General features: G+C 69.6%; 20 protein-coding genes and 1 riboswitch. Of the genes, 5 read left to right on the forward strand and 15 right to left on the reverse strand.

Going from position 1 to position 19171, the window contains the following annotated elements:
* The first annotated feature begins 80 nt into the window (after positions 1-80).
* Together G9U51_RS00275 and G9U51_RS00280 are read left to right on the forward strand one after the other, a co-directional pair.
* Positions 81-1412, forward strand: coding sequence for an acyl-CoA dehydrogenase family protein (locus tag G9U51_RS00275; RefSeq protein ID WP_166191525.1), 1332 nt, complete (start codon positions 81-83; stop codon positions 1410-1412).
* 51 nt (positions 1413-1463) lie between these two features.
* Positions 1464-2726 carry an acyl-CoA dehydrogenase family protein gene (locus tag G9U51_RS00280; RefSeq protein ID WP_166191528.1) on the forward strand — a complete coding sequence of 421 codons (1263 nt, stop codon included), beginning with the start codon at positions 1464-1466 and terminating at the stop codon, positions 2724-2726.
* 223 nt (positions 2727-2949) lie between these two features.
* On the opposite strand, the gene G9U51_RS00285 is transcribed toward G9U51_RS00280, so the two are convergent.
* Together G9U51_RS00285 and G9U51_RS00290 are read right to left on the reverse strand one after the other, a co-directional pair.
* Positions 2950-3339, reverse strand: coding sequence for a GntR family transcriptional regulator (locus G9U51_RS00285; protein WP_166191531.1), 390 nt, complete (start codon positions 3337-3339; stop codon positions 2950-2952).
* A gap of 77 nt (positions 3340-3416) precedes the next feature.
* Complete coding sequence (locus G9U51_RS00290; protein ID WP_166191534.1) at positions 3417-3569, reverse strand: hypothetical protein; 153 nt, start codon at positions 3567-3569, stop codon at positions 3417-3419.
* Positions 3570-3825: 256 nt separating this feature from the next.
* On the opposite strand from G9U51_RS00290, the gene G9U51_RS00295 reads away from it, so the two are divergent.
* A complete protein-coding gene (locus G9U51_RS00295; RefSeq protein WP_166191537.1) occupies positions 3826-5523 on the forward strand; it encodes an ABC-F family ATP-binding cassette domain-containing protein in 1698 nt (565 codons plus the stop codon).
* Between the two features lie 505 nt (positions 5524-6028).
* Here the strand turns inward: G9U51_RS00295 and G9U51_RS00300 are convergent.
* The 4 genes from G9U51_RS00300 to G9U51_RS00315 are packed head-to-tail and all read right to left on the reverse strand — an operon-like array spanning position 6029 to position 10052.
* Positions 6029-6739 (reverse strand): maleylpyruvate isomerase family mycothiol-dependent enzyme, encoded by a 711-nt coding sequence (locus G9U51_RS00300; RefSeq protein WP_207947891.1) that lies wholly within the window; start codon positions 6737-6739, stop codon positions 6029-6031.
* The gene (locus tag G9U51_RS00305) at positions 6736-7581 is read right to left on the reverse strand and encodes a fumarylacetoacetate hydrolase family protein (RefSeq protein WP_166191543.1); all 846 of its coding nucleotides are present in this window, start codon (positions 7579-7581) and stop codon (positions 6736-6738) included. The genes G9U51_RS00300 and G9U51_RS00305 overlap by 4 nt, the downstream gene beginning before the upstream one ends.
* Positions 7578-8708, reverse strand: coding sequence for a cupin domain-containing protein (locus tag G9U51_RS00310; RefSeq protein ID WP_166191546.1), 1131 nt, complete (start codon positions 8706-8708; stop codon positions 7578-7580). Before G9U51_RS00310 ends, G9U51_RS00305 begins: the two co-directional genes overlap by 4 nt.
* A 27-nt stretch (positions 8709-8735) precedes the next feature.
* Positions 8736-10052, reverse strand: a complete 1317-nt coding sequence (locus G9U51_RS00315; protein WP_166191549.1) for an MFS transporter — start codon at positions 10050-10052, stop codon at positions 8736-8738.
* 49 nt (positions 10053-10101) lie between these two features.
* Here G9U51_RS00315 and G9U51_RS00320 point away from each other — a divergent pair, with 49 nt between their 5' ends.
* Entirely contained in the window at positions 10102-10878 is a 777-nt protein-coding gene (locus G9U51_RS00320; protein ID WP_166191552.1) for an IclR family transcriptional regulator, read from the forward strand.
* 6 nt (positions 10879-10884) lie between these two features.
* Here G9U51_RS00320 and G9U51_RS00325 read toward each other — a convergent pair whose 3' ends face one another.
* The 6 genes from G9U51_RS00325 to G9U51_RS00350 all read right to left on the reverse strand — a co-directional run bounded on the left by G9U51_RS00325 (position 10885) and on the right by G9U51_RS00350 (position 15942).
* Positions 10885-12225 carry a cryptochrome/photolyase family protein gene (locus tag G9U51_RS00325; RefSeq protein WP_166191555.1) on the reverse strand — a complete coding sequence of 447 codons (1341 nt, stop codon included), beginning with the start codon at positions 12223-12225 and terminating at the stop codon, positions 10885-10887.
* A complete protein-coding gene (locus G9U51_RS00330; RefSeq protein WP_166191558.1) occupies positions 12222-12689 on the reverse strand; it encodes a YbaK/EbsC family protein in 468 nt (155 codons plus the stop codon). The genes G9U51_RS00325 and G9U51_RS00330 overlap by 4 nt, the downstream gene beginning before the upstream one ends.
* 13 nt (positions 12690-12702) lie before the next feature.
* Positions 12703-13482, reverse strand: a complete 780-nt coding sequence (locus G9U51_RS00335) for an ABC transporter ATP-binding protein (protein WP_166191561.1) — start codon at positions 13480-13482, stop codon at positions 12703-12705.
* Entirely contained in the window at positions 13479-14510 is a 1032-nt protein-coding gene (locus G9U51_RS00340; RefSeq protein ID WP_207947892.1) for a FecCD family ABC transporter permease, read from the reverse strand. The genes G9U51_RS00335 and G9U51_RS00340 overlap by 4 nt, the downstream gene beginning before the upstream one ends.
* A complete protein-coding gene (locus tag G9U51_RS00345) occupies positions 14488-15507 on the reverse strand; it encodes an ABC transporter substrate-binding protein (protein WP_166191564.1) in 1020 nt (339 codons plus the stop codon). The genes G9U51_RS00340 and G9U51_RS00345 overlap by 23 nt, the downstream gene beginning before the upstream one ends.
* Positions 15508-15590: 83 nt before the next feature.
* Positions 15591-15681, reverse strand: a riboswitch (adenosylcobalamin (AdoCbl) riboswitch).
* Positions 15682-15711: 30 nt separating this feature from the next.
* Positions 15712-15942, reverse strand: a complete 231-nt coding sequence (locus tag G9U51_RS00350; protein WP_166191381.1) for a polysaccharide deacetylase family protein — start codon at positions 15940-15942, stop codon at positions 15712-15714.
* An 18-nt stretch (positions 15943-15960) separates the two neighbouring features.
* Here G9U51_RS00350 and G9U51_RS00355 point away from each other — a divergent pair, with 18 nt between their 5' ends.
* Complete coding sequence (locus G9U51_RS00355) at positions 15961-16284, forward strand: nucleotidyl transferase AbiEii/AbiGii toxin family protein (RefSeq protein ID WP_328823265.1); 324 nt, start codon at positions 15961-15963, stop codon at positions 16282-16284.
* On the opposite strand, the gene G9U51_RS00360 is transcribed toward G9U51_RS00355, so the two are convergent.
* Genes G9U51_RS00360 through G9U51_RS00370 form a run of 3 tightly spaced genes read right to left on the reverse strand, consistent with a single transcriptional unit; the run spans position 16278 to position 19171 of the window.
* Positions 16278-17324 (reverse strand): D-2-hydroxyacid dehydrogenase, encoded by a 1047-nt coding sequence (locus G9U51_RS00360; protein WP_328823226.1) that lies wholly within the window; start codon positions 17322-17324, stop codon positions 16278-16280. The genes G9U51_RS00355 and G9U51_RS00360 overlap by 7 nt on opposite strands.
* Positions 17321-18358: an L-idonate 5-dehydrogenase gene (locus G9U51_RS00365; RefSeq protein WP_166191567.1), complete on the reverse strand. Its 1038-nt coding sequence runs from the start codon at positions 18356-18358 to the stop codon at positions 17321-17323. The genes G9U51_RS00360 and G9U51_RS00365 overlap by 4 nt, the downstream gene beginning before the upstream one ends.
* A gap of 57 nt (positions 18359-18415) precedes the next feature.
* The gene (locus G9U51_RS00370; protein WP_166191570.1) at positions 18416-19171 is read right to left on the reverse strand and encodes an SDR family oxidoreductase; all 756 of its coding nucleotides are present in this window, start codon (positions 19169-19171) and stop codon (positions 18416-18418) included.

Consider the following 19171-nt stretch of genomic DNA (forward strand, 5'->3'; position numbering starts at 1 on the left):
CCGGCAACCGCTACACTCGCCGGGACGTCTCGCCGGCAGGTACGGCGTGCGCGCCTATCCAGCGTGATCGGAAGGGATCCATGAGCAATCTCAGCAGCAAGCCCTCGCTCGTCGACCGTGGCCAGGCCTATGCGATGCGCCTGATCACCGCCGCGGGCGGCCTCGAGGCGATGAAGAACCCGACGCTGCGCGCCCGGGTGGAGAAGGTCCTCTACCGCGGCGCGAAGAGCGGCTTCAAGGCCCAGACCGCAGCCGGACGCGCCTTCGCCAAGAAGTCCGGCAGCGGCGATCCCACCCGACCCGCGCCGACCAAGCCACGCCGCGAGTTCAACCTGACGCCGACCGACGACCAGCAGATGATCGCCGAGGCCGCGCGCGAGCTCGCCGATGAGGTGCTGCGTCCGGCCGCAGCGCAGGCCGACACCGATCGCACGCTGCCCGAGGAGGTCGCCTCCCAGGCGGCGGCCATGGGGATGACGCTGCTCGCGGTGCCGGCCGAGCTCGGCGGAGTGGCCGAGGAGCGGTCCGCGGTCACCAGCGTGCTGGTGCTGGAGGAGCTCGCCCGCGGCGACATGGGCCTCGCGGTCGCGATCATGTCCTCGGCCGCGGTGGCCAATGCGCTCGCCAACTACGGTGACTCCGCGCAGCAGGCGACCTTCCTGCCGGCCTTCACCGACGAGAAGGACCCGGCCACCGGTGCGCTCGCGCTGGCCGAGCCGCGGCCGCTGTTCGACCCGCGCAAGCCGGCCACGACCGCGACCCGCCAGGGCGACAACCTCGTCCTCAACGGCACCAAGTCGCTGGTCGTCGGCGCCGACTCGGCCGACCTGTTCATCGTGTCCGCCCTGCTCGACAACGAGCCGCGGCTGATCATCGTGCAGCCCGGCACCGAGGGCCTGCGCACCTCCGACGACCCGGCCATGGGCATCCGCGCCGCTCGCACCGGCATGCTGCACCTGGACAATGTCACGGTGCCGACCACCAACATCCTCGGCAGCACCGACGACCACCTCGACGCCATCCGCCGCGGCCGGCTCGCGTGGGCGGCCTGCGCGGTCGGCACCGGCAAGGCCGCGCTCGACCAGCTGACGACCTACACCAAGGAGCGCAAGGCCTTCGGTGAGCCGATCGCTTACCGGCAGGCCGTCGCCTTCACGGTGGCCAATATCGGCATCGAGGTCGACGCGCTGCGCCTGGTGTGCCTGCGCGCCGCCGCCCGCCTCGACGCGGGCAAGGACGCCAGCGCCCAGATCGCCCACGCCCGAGCGTTGGCGGCGACCCACGGGGTGCAGATCGGTTCCGACGCGGTGCAGCTGCTCGGAGGCCATGGCTTCGTCAAGGAGTTCGACAACGAGCGCTGGTACCGCGACCTGCGGGCCGCCGGCATCCTCGAAGGCACGCTGCTCGTCTGAGCTCCCGGCATACATCTTTGAATTTGACTGCGCTGCAAAGGAATTGAGCAGATGATCGATCTCGAAGTCCCGAAGAAGTTCGTGCCCCTGGTGCGTCAGGCAGCCGGTATGGCGGACGAAGTGTTCCGGCCGATCAGCCGCAAATACGACCTCGCCGAGCACGAATACCCGCGCGAACTCGACCTGATGTCCGCCGTGATCGACGGGCTGTCGGAGTCCGGCGCCTCCCAGGGCGCCGGTGCGTCCGGCTCGACCCGCGCGAAGGATGACGACTCGGCCGACGAGCCGGCCGGCGTCGGCGCCGGGCGCAATTCGCGGTCGGCGAGCAAGACCAACAAGAACGGCGCCAACCTGTCCTCGGTGCTGTCGATCATGGAGACCTGCCGCGGTGACGTCGGACTGACCCTCAGCCTGCCGCGCCAGGGCCTCGGCAATGCCGCGATTGCTGCCGTCGCCAACGACGAGCAGAAGGAGCGCTACGGCAACCGGTGGGCCGCGATGGCGATCACCGAGCCGGACACCGGCTCCGACTCCGGCAATATCCGCACCACCGCCACCAAGGATGGCGACGAATACGTCCTCAACGGCGAGAAGATCTTCGTGACCTCCGGTGAGCGTGCCGAGCTCGTCGTCGTGTGGGCCACGCTCGACCGGTCACTCGGCAAGAAGGCGATCAAGTCCTTTGTCGTTGAGCGGTCCAACCCCGGGCTCAAGCTGGTCCGCCTGGAGCACAAGCTCGGCATCCGTGCCTCGGACACCGCGGCGTTCACCCTCGACAACTGCCGGGTGCCTGCGCAGGACCTGCTCGGAGACCCGGAGATCCGCACCGAGGGCGGCTTCGGCGGGGCGATGCAGACCTTCGACAACACGAGGCCGCTGGTGGCCGCGATGGCCGTGGGCCTCACCCGCGCCTGCCTCGACCTGACCGCCTCGCTGCTGGACAAGGCCGGCGTCGAGGTCGACAACGACGCGCCGATCCCGACCCAGAGCTACGCCCAGGCCACCTTGGTGCAGCTGGAGGCGGAGTACGAAGCGGCCTACCTGCTGACGCTGCGCGCCGCGTGGATGGCCGACAACGGCAAGCCCAACTCGATGCAGGCCTCGATGGCCAAGGCGAAGGCCGGACGCACCTGCGTCAACGTCGCGCTGAAGTGTGTCGAGCTGTGCGGCGCTGTGGGGTATGCCGAGACCGAGCTGCTTGAGAAGTGGGCGCGCGACTCCAAGATCCTCGACATCTTCGAGGGCACCCAGCAGATCCAGCTGCTCGTGGTGGCGCGCCGGTTGCTCGAGCTGAGCTCGTCCGAGCTGAAGTAGGCCGATCGTTCGCGGACGCGGGCGCGGGCGCGTAGCGGACGCGGACGCGTGGCGGGCGCGGGCGCGTGACGCGTGGCCGGTCGCTCGCGTCCGCATCAGCGCACGAATGGTGCTGCGGAACTGCGGACGCTGGCAGGTGCCCGGACGCTCGCGTCCGCGTCAGCGCACGTGCTGTGGTGCAGATTTGCGGACGCTGGCAGGTGCCCGGTCGCTCGCGTCCGCGTCAGCGCACGTGCTGTGGCGCTGATGTGCGGACGCCGCCGGCGTCGAGGGCGGCAGTGACGAGCGCGACCGCTTCGTCCGCGTCGATGCCGTATGCCGTGACCTCGCGGGCGTAGGCTGCCGCTGCCTGCGCCGCCTTGTCACGCTGAGCGTCTCCCCCGGCCGCGACGAAGGTTCCCTTGCGACCGCGGGTCTCGATGACCCCCGCACGCTCCAGCTCGGTGTAGGCGCGAGCCACCGTGCCCGGAGCCACCCCGAGATCCGCCGCGAGACCGCGCACTGTGGGCAGCTTCGTGCCCACCGGCATACCTCCGGAGTTGGCACCCTCGGCGATCTGGGAGCGGATCTGTTCGTAGGGCGGCGTGCCGCTGTCATCGTCGATCTCGATCATGGTGAGCCCAAGTGTGCCGCTCGGAACGTGAAAAAGCCCCCGGTGTGCTGGCACCGGGGGCTTGGCAGCGGGGCGGCTCAGGCCTTGCGCAGGTCTTCCGAGCGCTGCCACGCGACGATCAGGTCCTCGCGCGCACCGGGCGTCGTCGCGTTCTCCAGAGCGCGGACGATCGCCCGGCGGCTGCGGGCGGCCTCACGGTGGTTCTTGAACGACTTCGCGAGCGAGGTCATGACTGCACTGCTCCTTGTGTGACGTAGGTCATTCGAACATGAATTGTTCGATATCTAAATGATAGGAACGCTGGCGCGGCCGGCCAAATTCCGGACGCCCAACGTGAGCGAACTCACCCAGATCGGCACCGCAGTGACGTCTCGCGGGGATCTACTGACCTTTCGCGAGGACTTACTGACGTTTCGCGGGGATCTACTGACGCTTCGCGGAAATTGAGTGACGCTTCGACGCGCGGATGGGAGAGGATCGACCCTCGTGAGTCACATCGATGTGCAAGGTCTCGACTACTTCCTCCCCGACGGCCGACCGCTGCTGGGGGACGTCAGCCTGCGGGTGGGTGACGGCGCCACGGTTGCTCTCGTCGGTCCGAACGGCACCGGCAAGACGACGCTCATGCGGATCATCGCCGGCGAACTTGACGCCCACGACGGTGCGATCACCCGCACCGGCCAGCTCGGGGTGATGCCGCAGTTCATCGGCAAGTCCCGCAAGGAGGGCGAGACCGTCCGCGATCTCATGCTGTCGGTCTCCCCCGACCCGATCCGCGATGCCGGGCGCGCGGTCGATGCGGCCGAACTCGCGATCATGGAGCGCGACGACGAACCCGCCCAGATGGACTACGCCCAGGCGCTCGCCGACTGGGGCGAGGTCGGCGGATACGAGTGGGAGACCCTCGCCGATGTGTGCACGACGGCCGCCTTGGGTATGCCGTTCGAGCGGGCCCAGTTCCGCTCTCTCGCAACGCTTTCCGGTGGCGAGCAGAAGCGGCTGGTGCTGGAGCTGCTGCTGCGCGGGCCGGCCGATGTGTTGCTGTTGGACGAGCCGGACAACTACCTCGACGTGCCCGCAAAGCGGTGGCTGGAAACCCAGCTGCAGACTTCGCCTAAGACCGTGCTGCTGATCAGCCACGACCGCGAGCTGCTCGACGCCGTCGCCACCCGCATCGCCACGCTCGAGCCGCAGGCCTCGGGCGCGACCTGCTGGGTGCACGCCGGCCGGTTCTCGACCTACCATCAGGCCCGCCTGGACCGCAATGCGAAGCTCGAAGAGTTGCGCAAGCGATGGGACGAGGAGCACGCGAAGCTCAAGGCCCTGGTGCAGCTGTACAAGCAGAAGGCGGCATACAACTCCGATATGGCCGCGCGTTATCAGGCGGCGCAGACCCGGCTCGCCCGCTTCGAGAACGCCGGGCCACCGGAAGCCCTGCCCTTCGAGCAGAAGGTGACCATGCGGCTGCGCGGCGGTCGCACGGCCAAGCGCGCGGTCATCTGCGAGGGGCTCGAACTCGCCGCGGGTGAGAACGTGCTGATGAAGCCCTTCGATCTGGAGATCTGGTATGGCGAGCGCGTGGCCGTCCTCGGGTCGAACGGCTCGGGCAAGAGCCACTTCCTGCGACTGCTCGCTGCCGGTGGATCCGACCCGGACGTCGAGCACCAGCCGGTCGGCGACATGGTGCCGGAAACCGTTGCGCACCAAGGGAATGCGCGCCTCGGCTCGCGCGTGCGACCGGGCTGGTTCGCCCAGACCCACCAGCACGCCGGCCTGAACGACCGCACGCTGCTGGAGATCCTGCACCGCGGCGACGAACATCGCGAGGGTATGCCGCGCGAGCAGGCGTCGCGTGCGCTCGACCGGTACGAGCTAGCCCGCTCGGCGGAGCAGACCTTCGGATCGTTGTCGGGCGGACAGCAGGCGCGCTTCCAGATCCTCCTGCTGGAACTCTCTGGCGCGACGCTGCTGTTGCTCGACGAGCCGACCGACAACCTCGACCTCCATTCGGCCGAGGCGCTCGAAGACGGGCTCGAACAGTTCGACGGGACCGTCATCGCGGTGACCCACGACCGATGGTTCGCGCGCGGCTTCGACCGTTACCTGGTGTTCGGCGCGGACGGTCGGGTCTACGAGTCGGCCGAGCCGGTGTGGGACGAAAGCCGGGTGCAGCGGCGGCGGTGATCGCACCCACTCGCGGTTGAGCGAGCGGAGCGAGTCGAAACCACCCTCCCCGTCGCCGGTTGAGCGAGCGGAGCGAGTCGAAACCACCCGCCCCGTCGCCGGTTGAGCGAGCGGAGCGAGTCGAAACCACCCGCCCCGTCGCCGGTTGAGCGAGCGCAGCGAATCGAAACCAGCCTCCCCGTCGCCGGTTGAGCGAGCGGAGCGAGTCGAAACCAGCTGGCGTTCAACGGGTTTCGACGCGGACTCGGCTAGCGCCTCGTCCTTGCTCAACCACCGGAAGTGCGGCGCAGCACCCCCTCTCGCCGGTTGAGCGAGCGGAGCGAGTCGAAACCACCCTCCCCGTCGCCGGTTGAGCGAGCGCGCCGAGTCGAAACCAACTGGCGTTCAACGGGTTTCGACGCGGACTCGGCTAGCGCCTCGTCCTTGCTCAACCCCCGGAAGTGCGTCAAAACCCCCGGGGGAAGGCGGTCGCTATAACCGCCAGATTCCTCTACTACGGATGTCGTTAGAGCCAGGGCGGGAGCTGCGGGGGTGCCTCGCTGGTGAGCGCCGGACCGGGACGGCCGGCGAGATAGGCGGCGATGGCCGGCAGGCTGCCGGTCACTCGGGTTGCCTGGTCGCCCGAGCCGTTTGCGCCGCTCACCTGCCAGCGGCCGGCGCCGTCGTCGGCGACCAGATCGAGAGCAGGACCGTCGCCCCGGGACCGCTGCCGGGTGATGTCGCCGACAAGCTGCACCAGGAAATCCCGTGGCAGGTCGGTGAAACCGACGCCGACGGCGAGATCGACCGAGTGGATCAGCACCTCGCGCGCACGCATCCACACCGTCGCGCTGGCCGGCACCGGCAGACCCTTGCTGGTGCGGACCTCGCGCGCCCATGCCTCCGGCGTCAGCGCGTCGAAGGCCTGAGCCAGCCGGTCCGCCGACAGCTTCACCCGAGCCCGCAACTCACTGGGCGGCTGACCAGCACCCCGCTCGATGTCGGCTTCCCGTTGCGCCGCAGAGGCATACATCGGGGTCTCCACGCCGGTCGCGGCCCAGTGCACGAGGTTGCCGAGCGCGTCGGCGTTGTCGGCCACATGGGCGATGAGGTGCGCCCGGGTCCAGCCCGGCAGCGCGCTCGGTTCGGCGAACTGTGCGTCCGCAATGCCGTCGACGGTCTGCACAAACAGCTCGGTGCCCTCGTCGGTCATTCTCCGGGTGTCCCCAGTGCTCACGAGATTCCTCCGTCCGCGACCACGACATTCTCGCATCGTCCGAGGCCGTCCACTTCGGTGATGACCGATTGCCCCGGCGTCAGGTAGCGGGCCGGGGTGCGCGCGTGCCCCACGCCGCCGGGCGTGCCCGTGGCGATGACATCGCCCGGGACGAGAGTGACCATCGTCGACAGATAGGACACCAGGTCGACCGGGTCGAAAAGCAGGTCACCCGTGGTGTCCTGCTGCATCAGTTCGCCGTCAACGAGGGTGCGTATGCCGAGCGCCGGCCGGGTGCCGCCCGGCAGTTCGTCGGGTGTGACGAGCCAGGGACCGAGCGGCGAGGTCGCCTCCCAGTTCTTGCCCTGCATCCACTCCTTGGTGCGGAACTGCCAGTCCCGGCAGGTCACGTCGTTGAACACCGCGAAGCCGGCAATCGCCTCGGCCGCCTCAGATTCCGACGCCCGCCGCACGGGCGCGCCGACGATCACCGCCAGCTCGGCCTCCCAGTCGAAGGCCTCGGTCTCGACCGGCCGCCGCAGCGCATCGTGCGCGCCGACGAGCGTCTCGGCATATTTGGTGAAGAGGGTGGGATAGCGCGGCAGGTCCCGGCCCATCTCCTGAATGTGGGTGCGGTAATTCAGCCCGACGCAGGCGATCTTGCCCGGAGCCGGGATCAGCGGCGCGTAGGACAAATCAATCACGGCCAGGGTCGCTCCCCGCGCCGACTCGGCGACCGACCGCCAATCGGGCAATGTCAGCAGCCGACCGACGTCTGGGTAGTCGAGCCGAACGGCGGTCTCACCATCGATGCGGACCGCCGTGGTGCGGCCGTCGTCGAGTCGGACGGTCGCGAGCTTCATCGTGGGTCTCCTTCGGTCGAGCGCGCGAGTCCGAGCGCTTCGAAAATCGGTGCGTCAGTGAACTGAAAAAGATCGAGCGCGCCGGAATCCGAATCGGACGCCGAGGCCTCCGACCGGATCGACAGCGGCTGCCAGGAGGGCACGACGAACAGGTCGCCGCGCGCCACCCGCCAGGTCTCCTGCCCGACGGTCACGCTGCCGCTGCCGTCGAAGACCTGATAGACCGACGAGCCGGCCTCGCGGCGGGGTGCCGTCTCCACGCCGCGGACGATGCGGTGGAACTCCGCACGGATCGTGGGCAGCACGTCGGCTCCGGTCGTCGGGCTGACGTAACGGACCGCGGCGTGCCCGGGTTCGAGGGTGCCGGGGTCACCATCGTGTTCAAGCCGCAGTTGGTCGGTGAGGGCGGCATCGGTGTGCTCCCAGCGGTAGCACAGCAGCGGCGTCGCTGCGGTCGGACCAGGCTTCGACACCGGTCGCAGGCCGGGATGCGACCACAGGTGCTCCGAGCGTGAGCGAGCGGGCGTGGTCCGTTCGGCCGCATCCAGCCGGTCGCGGCCGAACTCGAAGAACTGCGACTCGATGCCGCACTGGAACGGGATGTCCAACCCGTCGATCCAGGCCATCGGGGTCGTCGCGGCGTTGTGGTGGGCGTGCAGACTCCAGCCCGGTTGGGGCAGGAAGTCACCGCGGCGCATGGGCACCGGGTCCCCTTCGACCACCGTCCACACCCCCTCGCCTTCGACGACGAAGCGGAACGCGTTTTGGGTATGCCGGTGCTCGGGTGCGTCCTCCCCCGGCATGAGGTACTGGATCGCGGCCCACAAGGTGGGGGTGGCGAACGGCATACCGCCCAGTCCCGGATTGGCGAGGGCGATCGCGCGCCGCTCGCCTCCGCGACCGACGGGCACCAGGGTGCCGGCTCGTTCGGCCAGGCCGAGCAGCTCGCGCCAGGACCACCGGTGCGGTTGGGCGCGCGAGCGCGGGTGGGCTGGCATCAACTCACCGATTTCAGTCCACAGCGGTACGAGTTGCTCCTTGTCGAACCCGCGGTAGAGGTCGGCGAGCTCGGGCGAGGGCAGCGGCTGGCCGGGCGCGTCCGGCGCAGGGATCGCAGGGTCGGTCATCGGGTGTCCTTTCGGGCAGTTCGGGGTTCAGGCGACGGCCGTCTGCGGCTCGGTGCGACGGCCTGGGCGCACCGCCAGCGAGGTCGTCCACAGCAGCACCGCGGCGGCGACGGCGGCGAGGGAGAAGGTCAGGAAGTTGCTGCCGACACCCAATTTCGCGTCGATCAGCCAGCCGCCGACCTGCGGCGCCAGCACCGCACCGATCCGACCGAAGCCGAGCGCGAAGCCCAAGGCTGTGCCGCGCAGCTCGGGCGGATAGTGGCCGGCGATCGCGGCGAGGATGAGGCACTGGGTGCCATGCGTGCCGATGCCGGCGACGATGAGCGCGGCGTAGACGGCGGACGACTGCGAGGGATACGTCAGCAACAGGCTGAGCGCCACACCTGCGGCGAAGGCTGCGCCCGCCGCGCTGCGCAATGGTCCGAACCGGACGCCGGCCCAGGCGGTGAGCGTGGAGCCGATCACCGCGCCGATGTTAAGCGCGAGCAGGAAGGTGAGCGGCTTGCCGAGATCGAATCGGTGATCGGACGCCATCAGCTTGGGCAGCCAGGTCGCCAGGCCGTACCACGCGAAGAGGGTCACGACGGTGGCCAGGGAGAACAGGACCGTCACCTTCCGCCACGGCGGCTGTATGACGGTCGCGAAGCTCGGCCGTGCCTGCGCGGGGGCCGCCCGGTCGGGCAGCCCGTAGCGCGCAGCGCCGCGCGCGGCCTCCTCGATCCGGCCCTGGCTGCGCAGCCAAGTTGGCGACTCCGGCAGCAGCCACACGCACACCGGCAGGAGCACGACCACGGCGACCGCGCCGACGGCATACATCGCTCGCCAGCCCGGCCCCGGCAGGATCACCAGCCCGAGCAGCGCGGCGATCGACCCGCCGATCGGGACACCGGACATCATCACCGTCGCGACCACCGAGCGGTGTCGGTCGCCGACGAACTCGGCGGTGAGCGCGTTGGCCGACGGCACGAGGCCGCCGAGGCCGATGCCCGCGACGAACCGCAGCAGCCCGAAGACCTCCGCGCTCGGAGCAACCGCGCACAACGTGCTGAAGACCGAGAACCACAGCGTCGCCCAGATGATCGTGCGACGACGCCCGATGCGGTCGGCCAGATAGCCGGCTCCCAGCGCACCGACGAGCATGCCGGCGAAGGCGAGGCTGCCGATCGTGCCGGCGGAGGAGGGTGTCAGCCCCCAGCCGGGCTCCTTGAGCAGCGGCGGGATCGTGGTGCCGTAGACGATGAGGTCGTAACCGTCGAAGACCACGACGAGCCAGCACAGCAGCACGACCACCCAGGGAGAGCGCCGCCGTGACGGGCGCGCGTTCGCGGGAGTTGAATCAGTCATGCCGGGCAGCGTGATGGATGTCTCACGGTGAAGAACATAGAGTTCTGCTATGAAGAACGCACCCGCCTATGCGGTGAGCAGTGTGGACCACGCCTTGCAGATCGCGGTGATGCTGCAGGTCGAGGGACCGCTGTCGCTGTCCGAGTGTGCTCGGCGGCTCGGCATCGCGCGCTCGACCGCTCACCGGCTGCTGGCACAACTGGTCTATCGCGACTTCGCTCGGCAGAGCGACGACCGGCTCTATCACGCTGGACCGGTGATTTCCCTTGCGGCACATGGACGTTCGCGCACCGCATTGTTGCGCAGCGTCGCCCTGCCGCATCTGCACGCCCTCGTCGAACGCTGCGGCGAATCGGTCAACCTCGTCGCGCTTGCGGGCGACTACGTGCGGTTCATCGGTTCGGTCGAGTGCAGCCAGCCGTTGCACGTCGGCAATCGCGAGGGGATGGTCTTCCCGGCCCACCTCACCTCCGGGGGCAAGCTCATCCTCGCCGACCTGCCCCCGGACGAGGTCACCGCGCTGTATGCCGAGGAGCGCTGGGAAGGGCGCCTCGACCAGCGTCCGTCACTGCCGGCGCTGCGGCGCGAGCTCACCGGCGTCCGGCGCGCCGGCTTCGCGCTCAACCGCGATCGCACCGAGACTGGGGTCACCGCGGTCTCGCGGCCGATCCGGGCTCCCGGCGCGCCCGCGGAGGCCGCTGTGGCCATCTCGATGCCGTCGGCGCGGTTCCGCTCACAGGACCTGCAGGACTATCTGACGATGCTGGCGGTCACCGCGCGTGACATCGAGCAGGATTTCGCGCGAGCACTCGCCGACGTCGGCTGACTGCGGTCAACGCGTGGCGTCGTAGCGGCGCAGCGCCTCCCTGCGCTCCTCCGCGTGATCGACGATCGGTGCGGGATAGCCGTCCGCTCCACCGTGCTTCCACGGCTCGTGCGCGGCAGCTCCCGCCAGCCCGCGCAGTTGCGGCACCCAGCGCCGCACGTACTCCCCCTCCGGATCGAATTTGCGGCCCTGGGTCACCGGGTTGAAGACCCGGAAGTAAGGCGCGGCGTCGGTGCCGGTGCCGGCGGTCCACTGCCAGCCGTGGTTGTTGGAGGCCGGGTCGCCGTCGATCAGGTGGTCCAGGAAGTGCCGCGCACCGACCGGCCACCACACGTGCAGGTCCTTGGTGAGGAAGCTCGCGGTGATCATCCGCACCCGGTTGTGCATCCAGCCCTCGGCGAACAGTTGGCGCATGCCCGCGTCGACAATCGGTATGCCGGTCTCGCCCGCCTTCCAGGCCGCCACCGCCTCGGGCGCGTCGTCGTAGACCATCGACGCCAGTCCCGGCCGCAGGTCGCTCCAGAGCGCATTCGGGTTGTGCCACAACACATCTGCGTAGAACTCGCGCCAGGCGAGCTCGGTGCGGAAGGTCTCGGCGCCACTGCCCGTGACCTCTGCCAGGTCGGCGAGGAGCGTGCGCGGGTGCAGCACGCCGAAGCGCAGATAGGGCGACAGCCGCGAGGTGGTGTCGAGGTCGGGCCGGTCGCGATCGGTGGCATAGGAGGCAAGATCGTCCGCGACGAACTCCCGCCAGCGGGCCAGTGCCGATGCTTCGCCCGCGCCGGGGAGCGCGACGTCGGCTTCGGCCGCGCTCGTTACCCGCGAGCTGGCCTCGTCATCGCCGTCGAGGCGAGCAACCCGAGGCGTGGCCCGCTCGGCCGGTGCGGGCCAGCCGTGCTCCCGCCAGGCCCGCGCGAAGGGCGTGAACACCTGGTAGGGGTCACCGGAGCCGTTGCGCACCAAGCCGGGACCCACGGCATACGGGCTCCCGGTCTCGACGAAGTCGATTCCGTTGTCCCGCAACGACTTTGCCACTGCCGCATCGCGCTGGCGGCCATAGGGAGTGCACTCCGCAGTCACGTGCACCGCGCGCGCATCGCTCTCGGAGACAACCCGCGGCACAACCTCACGCGGGTCTCCGAAGCGCAGCACCAGCCCACCGTCGAGCGAGGCATCCAGGGCCTGCAGCGTGCGCGCCAGCCACACCTGCCGCGGGGTCGGCTCGTCGGCCCAGATCGCCGGGTCGACCACGAAGAGCGGCACGACCTCGTCCTCGGCGGCTGCCGCGAGCAGGGCCGGGTGGTCACCGAGCCGCAGGTCGCGACGGAACCACAGCACCGTGGTCATGGCGTGACCTGCACCGGTGTGCCGTCGGTGACCCTCAACAGTTCGTCGTAGGTCATCGACATGATCGACGCGGGTGTGCCGGCGGCGGCCCAAATTCGTTGGTAGACAGCCAGATCGGTGTCGACGAAGGTGCGCAGGGGCGTCGGGTGGCCGGTCGGCGCCACTCCCCCGATCACCTGGCCGGTCGCCGCACGCACCCGGGCTGCGGGCGCCTTGTCGATGCGGGTCGCCCCGATGACGCTCGCCAGATGGTCGGTGTCGACTCGGTGCGCACCGCTGGTCATCACCAGGATCGGCTCGTCGTCGGCGAGGAAGCACAAGCTGTTGGCGATCGCACCGACCTCGCAGCCAAGCGCTGCGGCGGCAAGCTGGGCGGTGCGCACCTCCTCGCCGAGCACCCGGAAGTCGGGCTCGACCCCGCGATCACGCATGTGGTGCAGGACGAGGGCGTTGGTCTGGTGCATGCCCCCGATGCTGTCATGTGCCCGGACGGGCCGGTATGACGACCGGGCGCCCGCTGTCGTCCACTTCCACCCGCACGTCGGCGTGATACACCGACGCGATTCGCTCCGCGGTGAGCACCTGCGCCGCCGGGCCGTCGGCCACCACGGCGCCGCGGTCGAGCAGCAGCACGCGGTCGGCATACTGCCCGGCGGCGGTGAGATCGTGCACGGTCATGACCACGACCAGGTCGTGACGATGCCGGAGCCCGTCGACGAGTTCGAGAACCTGCTGCTGATGGCCGAGGTCGAGGGCGGAGGTGGGTTCGTCGAGCAGCAGCACGGTCGGCTCCTGCGCCAGTGCCCGAGCGAGGGTGACGCGCTGGCGTTCGCCGCCGGACAGAGAGCCCAGCTCGCGCGCGGTGAAGTCGGTGAGCTCGAGGGTGTCCAGCACCGAGCCCACCACCTCGCGGTCGACCGGTCGCGGCCCGGAGAAATAGCCGAGGTGTGCGGTGCGGCCGAGCATCACGTAGTCGGCGACTGGCATCGCCTCGGGCAGCACCGGCGCCTGCGGCACATAGCCGATCAGCCGGGCCCGGGGACGCGGACGCAGTCCGGCCAGCTCGACATCGTCGACGGCGGCCCGGCCGGACACCGGCAGCAGCCCGGCGAGCGCGCGCACCAACGACGACTTCCCCGCACCGTTCGGGCCGACGATCATCAGCCAGTCCGGCGACTCCACGGTCAGGTCGACGCCGGTGACAACGTCGACGCCGTCGAAGCGCACCCCCAGCCCGCGCGCGGTCAGCCGCGTCATGTGGCGCTCCCGCGCAGCGCGCGCAACACCCATACGAAGGCCGGTGCGCCGATCAGCGCGGTCACCACGCCGATCGGCAGTTCACCCGGCGACACGATCGTGCGGGCCACCGTGTCGACGAGCATCAGGAAGGCCGCACCCAGCACGAGCGACAACGGCAACACCCTGCGGTATGACGAGCCCGCGAGGCGCCGCGCCACATGCGGGATCACCACCCCGACAAAGCCGATGAGCCCGCTCACCGCCACCGCGCTTGCGGCGGCCAACGCGCTGGCGGCGATCACCAACAGCCGCACCCGGGCGGCCGGCATACCCAAGGAGGTCGCCTCCTCATCACCGACGGCGAGCAGATCGAGATGGCGACCGTGCAGGAAGACGCCGAGGCAGCCGACCACGGCATACGGGAGCATGATCAGCACGCGATGCCAGGTGGCCCCGGAGACCGAGCCGAGCAACCACGAGTAGACCGCCTGCAGATTCTGGGTGGAGCGTTGCAGCACGAAGGTCTGCACCGCGCTGAGGAACATCGAGACCGCGATGCCGGCGAGCAGCAGAGTGGACACATCGCGGCGGCCCGCTCCGGCGAGATAGGCGAAGCCGACACCGAGCAGCGCCCCGACGAAGGCTGCGACCGGCACCACCGCGCCGTCGCTCGACCCGGTGCCGACGATGACCAGGGTGGCGCCGAGGCCGGCGCCGGCCGACGCGCCGAGCAGGCCGGAGTCGACCAGCGGGTTGCGGAAGACGCCCTGATAGCCGGCGCCCGCGACGGCGAGCACGCCGCCGACGAGCCCGGCGAGGATCAGCCGCGGCAGCCGGATCTCCAGCAGCAGGGTGCGGTCGAGCGGGTCGAGCGCGTGCGGCAGGTGCACGCCCGGGAGCTCGTTGATCAGGGTGACCGACACCGACAGCGGGTCGATGCCGGCCGCCCCGACCACGCTGCTGATCAGCAGCGCCGCGAGCAGGACGAGCAGGGCGAGCGTCAGCGCCCGCCCGAAGCGGTGCTCAGGCAGCGCTGCTCGACGCACTGCCGGAGGCGCCACCCTTCACCCCGCTGACCGCCTTGGCGATGGCGGCCACGAACTGCGGCAGGCGCGGGCCCCAGCGCGAGGCCAGGTCGGCGTTGACCGGGATGACGTTCTTGTTCTGCACCGCCGGCATCGCCGCCCAGCCCGGGCGGGCCATCACCTTGGCGACGCTCTGACCACCGTTGGCCGCATCGGCGTCGGCCAGGAAGATCAACTGCGGCTTGGCGGCGATGATGTATTCGGGGGTGAGCTGCGGGTAGCCACCGTCGGCAGCCTTGCTGGCCTTGTCGGCGACATTGGTGAGCCCGAACTGGCCGACGACCTGGCCGATGAAGGTGGTCGACGTGGCCGAATAGTAGGGCGCCGCGCTGACCTCCCAGAAGTAGCTCACGCCGGGGTGCTTGCCGCCCTTGGCCACCTCGGAGGCGATCTGGGTGCGCATCGTCATCACCGTCTTGGCCGCCTCGCGCGGGTGACCGGTGGCGGTGCCGAGCCCGTTGATCTGGGTGTAGGCGTCGTCGATCTTCTGCGCGGCCGGCTGGATGAGCACCGGCACGCCGAGCTTCTTCAGGCCGGCGACGAGGCCGCCGCTGTCCTGGGAGGCGACGACCAGGTCGGGCTTGTATTTCGCGATCGCCTCGATGTTCGGCGTCAGGCCGGAGAGCGTGGTCTTCGGCGCATTGGCCGGGTAGTTGGACAGCGCGTCGACCGCGACGACGGCCTTGCCCGCACCGATCGCGAAGAGGTCCTCGGTGGCGGTCGGCGACAACGACACGATGCGCTGCGGTTGCTTGGGGATGGTCACCTGCCCGTTGGCGGCGGTGACGGTGGCGGGGAAGCTCGCAGCACTGGACCCGCCGGAGCTGGTGGCGGACTCGCTGGAACTGGAGCTTGAGCTGCCGCCAGCGGAGGTGGTGGAGCTGGAGGGAGTGTTCGACCCGCAGCCGGCGAGCAGGGTGCTCACGGCGAGGGTGACGACAAGGGTGGACCGGCGCATTCCGGCATACCTCTTCCGGTTCGGCCCGCGGGTATGCCGTGTGCCTGCGCACATCGCTCTGACCCACGAGAGCTGATGGGACTTCGCGCGGGGAGGCGACCTGGCTTCGCCCGGGTGGGGCGTCACAGTTGCGGGACAGCGCCGGATTCGCACCGGCTTCGCTCCTTCGCGCGACCCGGTGAGGTTACCAGTGCGGGCTGCCCGTCAGAGCGCTGGGAAGGTCAGTCCCCGCGCGGCCAGTCCGGCGATCAGGTCGGGCAGCGCCTCGCCGGTGTGTTTGCCGTTCATGTGCATCAGCACTACTCCGCCAGCGTCGGCACGCACGGTGGTCGCGTCGCCATACACCGCGCGCCGCACGATCCGCGCGGCGCTCGCCCCGGTCCAGTCCCGGGTGTCGCAGGTCCAGAAGCAGTTCTGGTAGATGAGATCTTCCACCGTCTCCCGGAGACGACGATCGCCGAGAAGGGCATCACCATCCTGGAGCGAGGTATCAGCAGCACCCGGTGGCGTGACTACGTCGACACTGTCCAACTCGCCCGGCAGGGCATCGATGCTGACGACCTGCTCCGCTCCGCGCGAGCTGTGGCCCACTTCCGCGGCATCAGCCTCGAGCCCATCGCACCGCATGTGCTCGGCTACGAGAAGATCGGTCAGACCAAGTGGGCAGCGTGGCGTCGCAAGGAGCATCTCGAGGAGATCTGCGAATCGGACCTCGCCGCGCGGACCCTGTGTTCAACAACGGTGGTGCCCGCACCTGCTGACGTCGTCGATCAATAACCGGCGTCGAGGTCCACGACGTTGCGCAGTGGACGCCCCGCGCGGAACGCGGCCAGGTTGTCCCGGAAGAGTTGTGCGATGTGCAGATCCTCGTCCGCGTCCAACGCGGCGGTGTGGGGACTGATCAGCACCCGGGGGTGCTCCCATAGCGGCGAGGTGGCCGGCAGCGGCTCCTCGGCGAAGACATCGAGGGCTGCGAATCCGATTGTCCCGCAGTCGAGTTCAGCCAGCAGCGCCGGCTCATCGATGACCGTGCCGCGACCGACGTTGACCACAGTGGCTCCGCTGCCGAGCGCGCGCAGCACCGCCGTGGACACCATGCCCTCGGTGTGTGCGGTGCCGGGCAGGGTTATCACGAGATCGTCGGCCTGCTGGGCCGCCTCGATCAACCGGTCGGGCGGGAAACTGTGGTCGACGGCGTCGCTGTGACGCTCATTCCGTTGAACCCCGAGCACGCGCATGCCGAGAGCCCGGCAGCGCCGCGCCACCTCCTGGCCGATACCGCCGAGCCCGAGCACCAGCACCGTGCGGCCGGCGAGCGTCGTGGTCGCGGTCCGGTCGGCCCACCGATGCGCACGCTGGTCGCGCTGCAGCTGCAGCACCCGCTTGGCACCCATCAGCAGACCCAAGACGGCGAACTCGGCCAACGGTGGCCCGTGCACGCCGGCCGAGGTGGTGAAGAGGACGCGTTCCAGCGCGGCGCGGGGCAGTCCCGAAGCCACCACCTGTGCGCCACCCCCCGCTGCCATCGTCTGCACCCACCTGAGGTTGGGCGCGCCGGGCAAGAGCCGGCCCAGCGACGCGGGCGACTCGTCAGGAATGCCGTACCAGATGTCGGCACCGACGAGCAGCCGGTCGAACTCGTCCTGTTGCGAACGGGTCCGGGTGAACGAGGGATCACCGACGTGGTCGCCAGGGTGGCGCATGGATGGCAGCAGCGTGGGCTCGTAGCGCACCTGAACATCCGGTATGCCGCACAGCTCGTCGGCTGCCGCGACACTCAGCGGTGTGGCGACCGCGATGATCGGTCGACGGGTCACGGAGCGTGCTCCCCGCTCATGTCGAGCAGCACCTTGCTGTGGCGAGTTCGGTCCCCCGCTGCCGCGAACGCCTCATCGAACCGCCCCAACGGGAAGCTCGCGGTGATGATCGGCTCAACCGCTAGACCACTGGCGAGCAGTTGCACTGCCTCACTCAGCTCCCCGTCGAAGCGGAAGGCCCCCACCATGCGCAATTCCCTTGTCACCAAAAGGTTTCCGGGGATGAGGGTGCCATCGGGTGGCAGCAATCCCAGCTGCACGATCGTGCCGCGCCGACGCACGAGCGGCATCGCCGAGCTGAGCGCGGCGGCGCTGCCGGAGGCCTCGATCAGGCAATCGACCTCGCTCGGCCATGCTTCGGGCTCGGCCCGGTCGGCGCGCACGGTGGCGGTCGCCCCGACCTCCGTCGCGATCTGCAGCATGGTGTCGCTGAGATCGCTGGCCACGATCTCTGCGGCTCCACGGTGGGCCAGCACAGCGACCACCAGGGCACCGATCGGGCCTGCGCCGGTGACGAGCACCCGTTGGCCCGCGACTGTGCCGGCCCGGTTCACGGCGTGCAGCGCAACCGAGAGCGGCTCTGCCAGGGCCGCCGTGCGAAGGTCGAGTCCGTCCGGGAGCGCGAGGACTTGATCGTGCGGCACGACCAGAAGCTCGGAGAAGCCGCCCTGCACGTGCGGCATGCGCGCCGCACTTCCCAGGTAGCGCGTGTCGCGGCATACGTTCCTGTGCCCGGCCAGGCATTCCGGACAGGTGTTGTCCGGCGTCGCCGGGTGAACGACGACCGGCGCACCGACGGCTGGGCCGTTGACACCGGCGCCGATGGCCGCGACGGTCCCGCTCACCTCGTGACCGAGCACCATCGGCTGTTGGATACGGAAGTCGCCGACGCGCCCGTCGTGGACGTAGTGCAGGTCGGAACCACAGATCCCGCCATACGCGATCCGGACGGCGACTTCGCCGGCACGCGGTTGCGGGTCCGGCAACTGCTCCAGCCGCAGGTCGCCCTTACCGTGCACCACGCATGCCTTCATTGCTTGTTCCTCTCGCGGACTTTGTGGATCGCCAGATGGGGTGTCGTTCGGCGATCGTCACAGGACGGCGGTCATGCCGCCGTCGACATAGATGGTCTGACCGTTGACGAAGTCCGACGCCGAGGACGACAGCCACACCAAGGGCCCGACCAGGTCGGCGACATCGCCCCACCGGCCGGCAGGCGTGCGCTTCTCGACCCAGGCGGTGAACTCGGGGTCGGCCACCAACGCGGACGTCAACTCGGTGTCGAAATAACCGGGGGCCAGGCCGTTGACCTGGATGCCATGCGGCGCAAGGTCTGCACACAGACCCTTGATCAACATGGTCAGTGCGCCCTTGCTCGCGCAGTAGGGCGCGATGCCGGGCCGGGCGAGCAACGACTGCACCGAACAGACAGTCACGATCTTTCCCGCGCCGCGAGCGACCATGAGGCGACCGAACTCGCGCGACGTCAGAAAGACACTGCGCACATTGGTCGCCATGATCTGGTCGAAGTCTGCGGTGGGGAACTCGGTGATCGGTGAACGCCGTTGCATGCCAGCGTTGTTGACGAGAATGTCGATGTCGCCAAGCTCGGCAGCGGCCGCGCGCACCTGTTCCTCGTCGGTGACATCGAAGGCCCGCCATTCGACCCGGCCGCGCGCGGTCTGCTCCAGCTCGTCATAGGTCGCAACCAACCGGTCACGGTCGCGCGCGTTGAGCACCACGTCGGCTCCCGCAGCCAGCAGCCCAGCGGCCAACGCGCGGCCGATGCCCTTGCTCGATCCGGTCACGAGTGCGCGCCGCCCGGTCAGGTCGAAGGACGTGAGCAC

The sequence above is a fragment of the Metallococcus carri genome, assembly GCF_011440275.1.
GTDB classification, from domain to species: domain Bacteria; phylum Actinomycetota; class Actinomycetes; order Actinomycetales; family Dermatophilaceae; genus Metallococcus; species Metallococcus carri.

What these genes read in the sequence shown, in the direction of transcription:
- G9U51_RS00320 (WP_166191552.1), top strand. Translation starts at nt 10,102, where the DNA reads ATGAAGAACGCACCCGCCTATGCGGTGAGCAGTGTGGACCACGCCTTG.
- G9U51_RS00275 (WP_166191525.1), top strand. Translation starts at nt 81, where the DNA reads ATGAGCAATCTCAGCAGCAAGCCCTCGCTCGTCGACCGTGGCCAGGCC.
- G9U51_RS00315 (WP_166191549.1), bottom strand. Translation starts at nt 10,052, where the DNA reads ATGACTGATTCAACTCCCGCGAACGCGCGCCCGTCACGGCGGCGCTCT.
- G9U51_RS00365 (WP_166191567.1), bottom strand. Translation starts at nt 18,358, where the DNA reads ATGAAGGCATGCGTGGTGCACGGTAAGGGCGACCTGCGGCTGGAGCAG.
- G9U51_RS00310 (WP_166191546.1), bottom strand. Translation starts at nt 8,708, where the DNA reads ATGACCGACCCTGCGATCCCTGCGCCGGACGCGCCCGGCCAGCCGCTG.
- G9U51_RS00325 (WP_166191555.1), bottom strand. Translation starts at nt 12,225, where the DNA reads ATGACCACGGTGCTGTGGTTCCGTCGCGACCTGCGGCTCGGTGACCAC.
- G9U51_RS00305 (WP_166191543.1), bottom strand. Translation starts at nt 7,581, where the DNA reads ATGAAGCTCGCGACCGTCCGACTCGACGACGGCCGCACCACGGCGGTC.
- G9U51_RS00330 (WP_166191558.1), bottom strand. Translation starts at nt 12,689, where the DNA reads ATGCACCAGACCAACGCCCTCGTCCTGCACCACATGCGTGATCGCGGG.
- G9U51_RS00345 (WP_166191564.1), bottom strand. Translation starts at nt 15,507, where the DNA reads ATGCGCCGGTCCACCCTTGTCGTCACCCTCGCCGTGAGCACCCTGCTC.
- G9U51_RS00280 (WP_166191528.1), top strand. Translation starts at nt 1,464, where the DNA reads ATGATCGATCTCGAAGTCCCGAAGAAGTTCGTGCCCCTGGTGCGTCAG.
- G9U51_RS00290 (WP_166191534.1), bottom strand. Translation starts at nt 3,569, where the DNA reads ATGACCTCGCTCGCGAAGTCGTTCAAGAACCACCGTGAGGCCGCCCGC.
- G9U51_RS00285 (WP_166191531.1), bottom strand. Translation starts at nt 3,339, where the DNA reads ATGATCGAGATCGACGATGACAGCGGCACGCCGCCCTACGAACAGATC.
- G9U51_RS00335 (WP_166191561.1), bottom strand. Translation starts at nt 13,482, where the DNA reads ATGACGCGGCTGACCGCGCGCGGGCTGGGGGTGCGCTTCGACGGCGTC.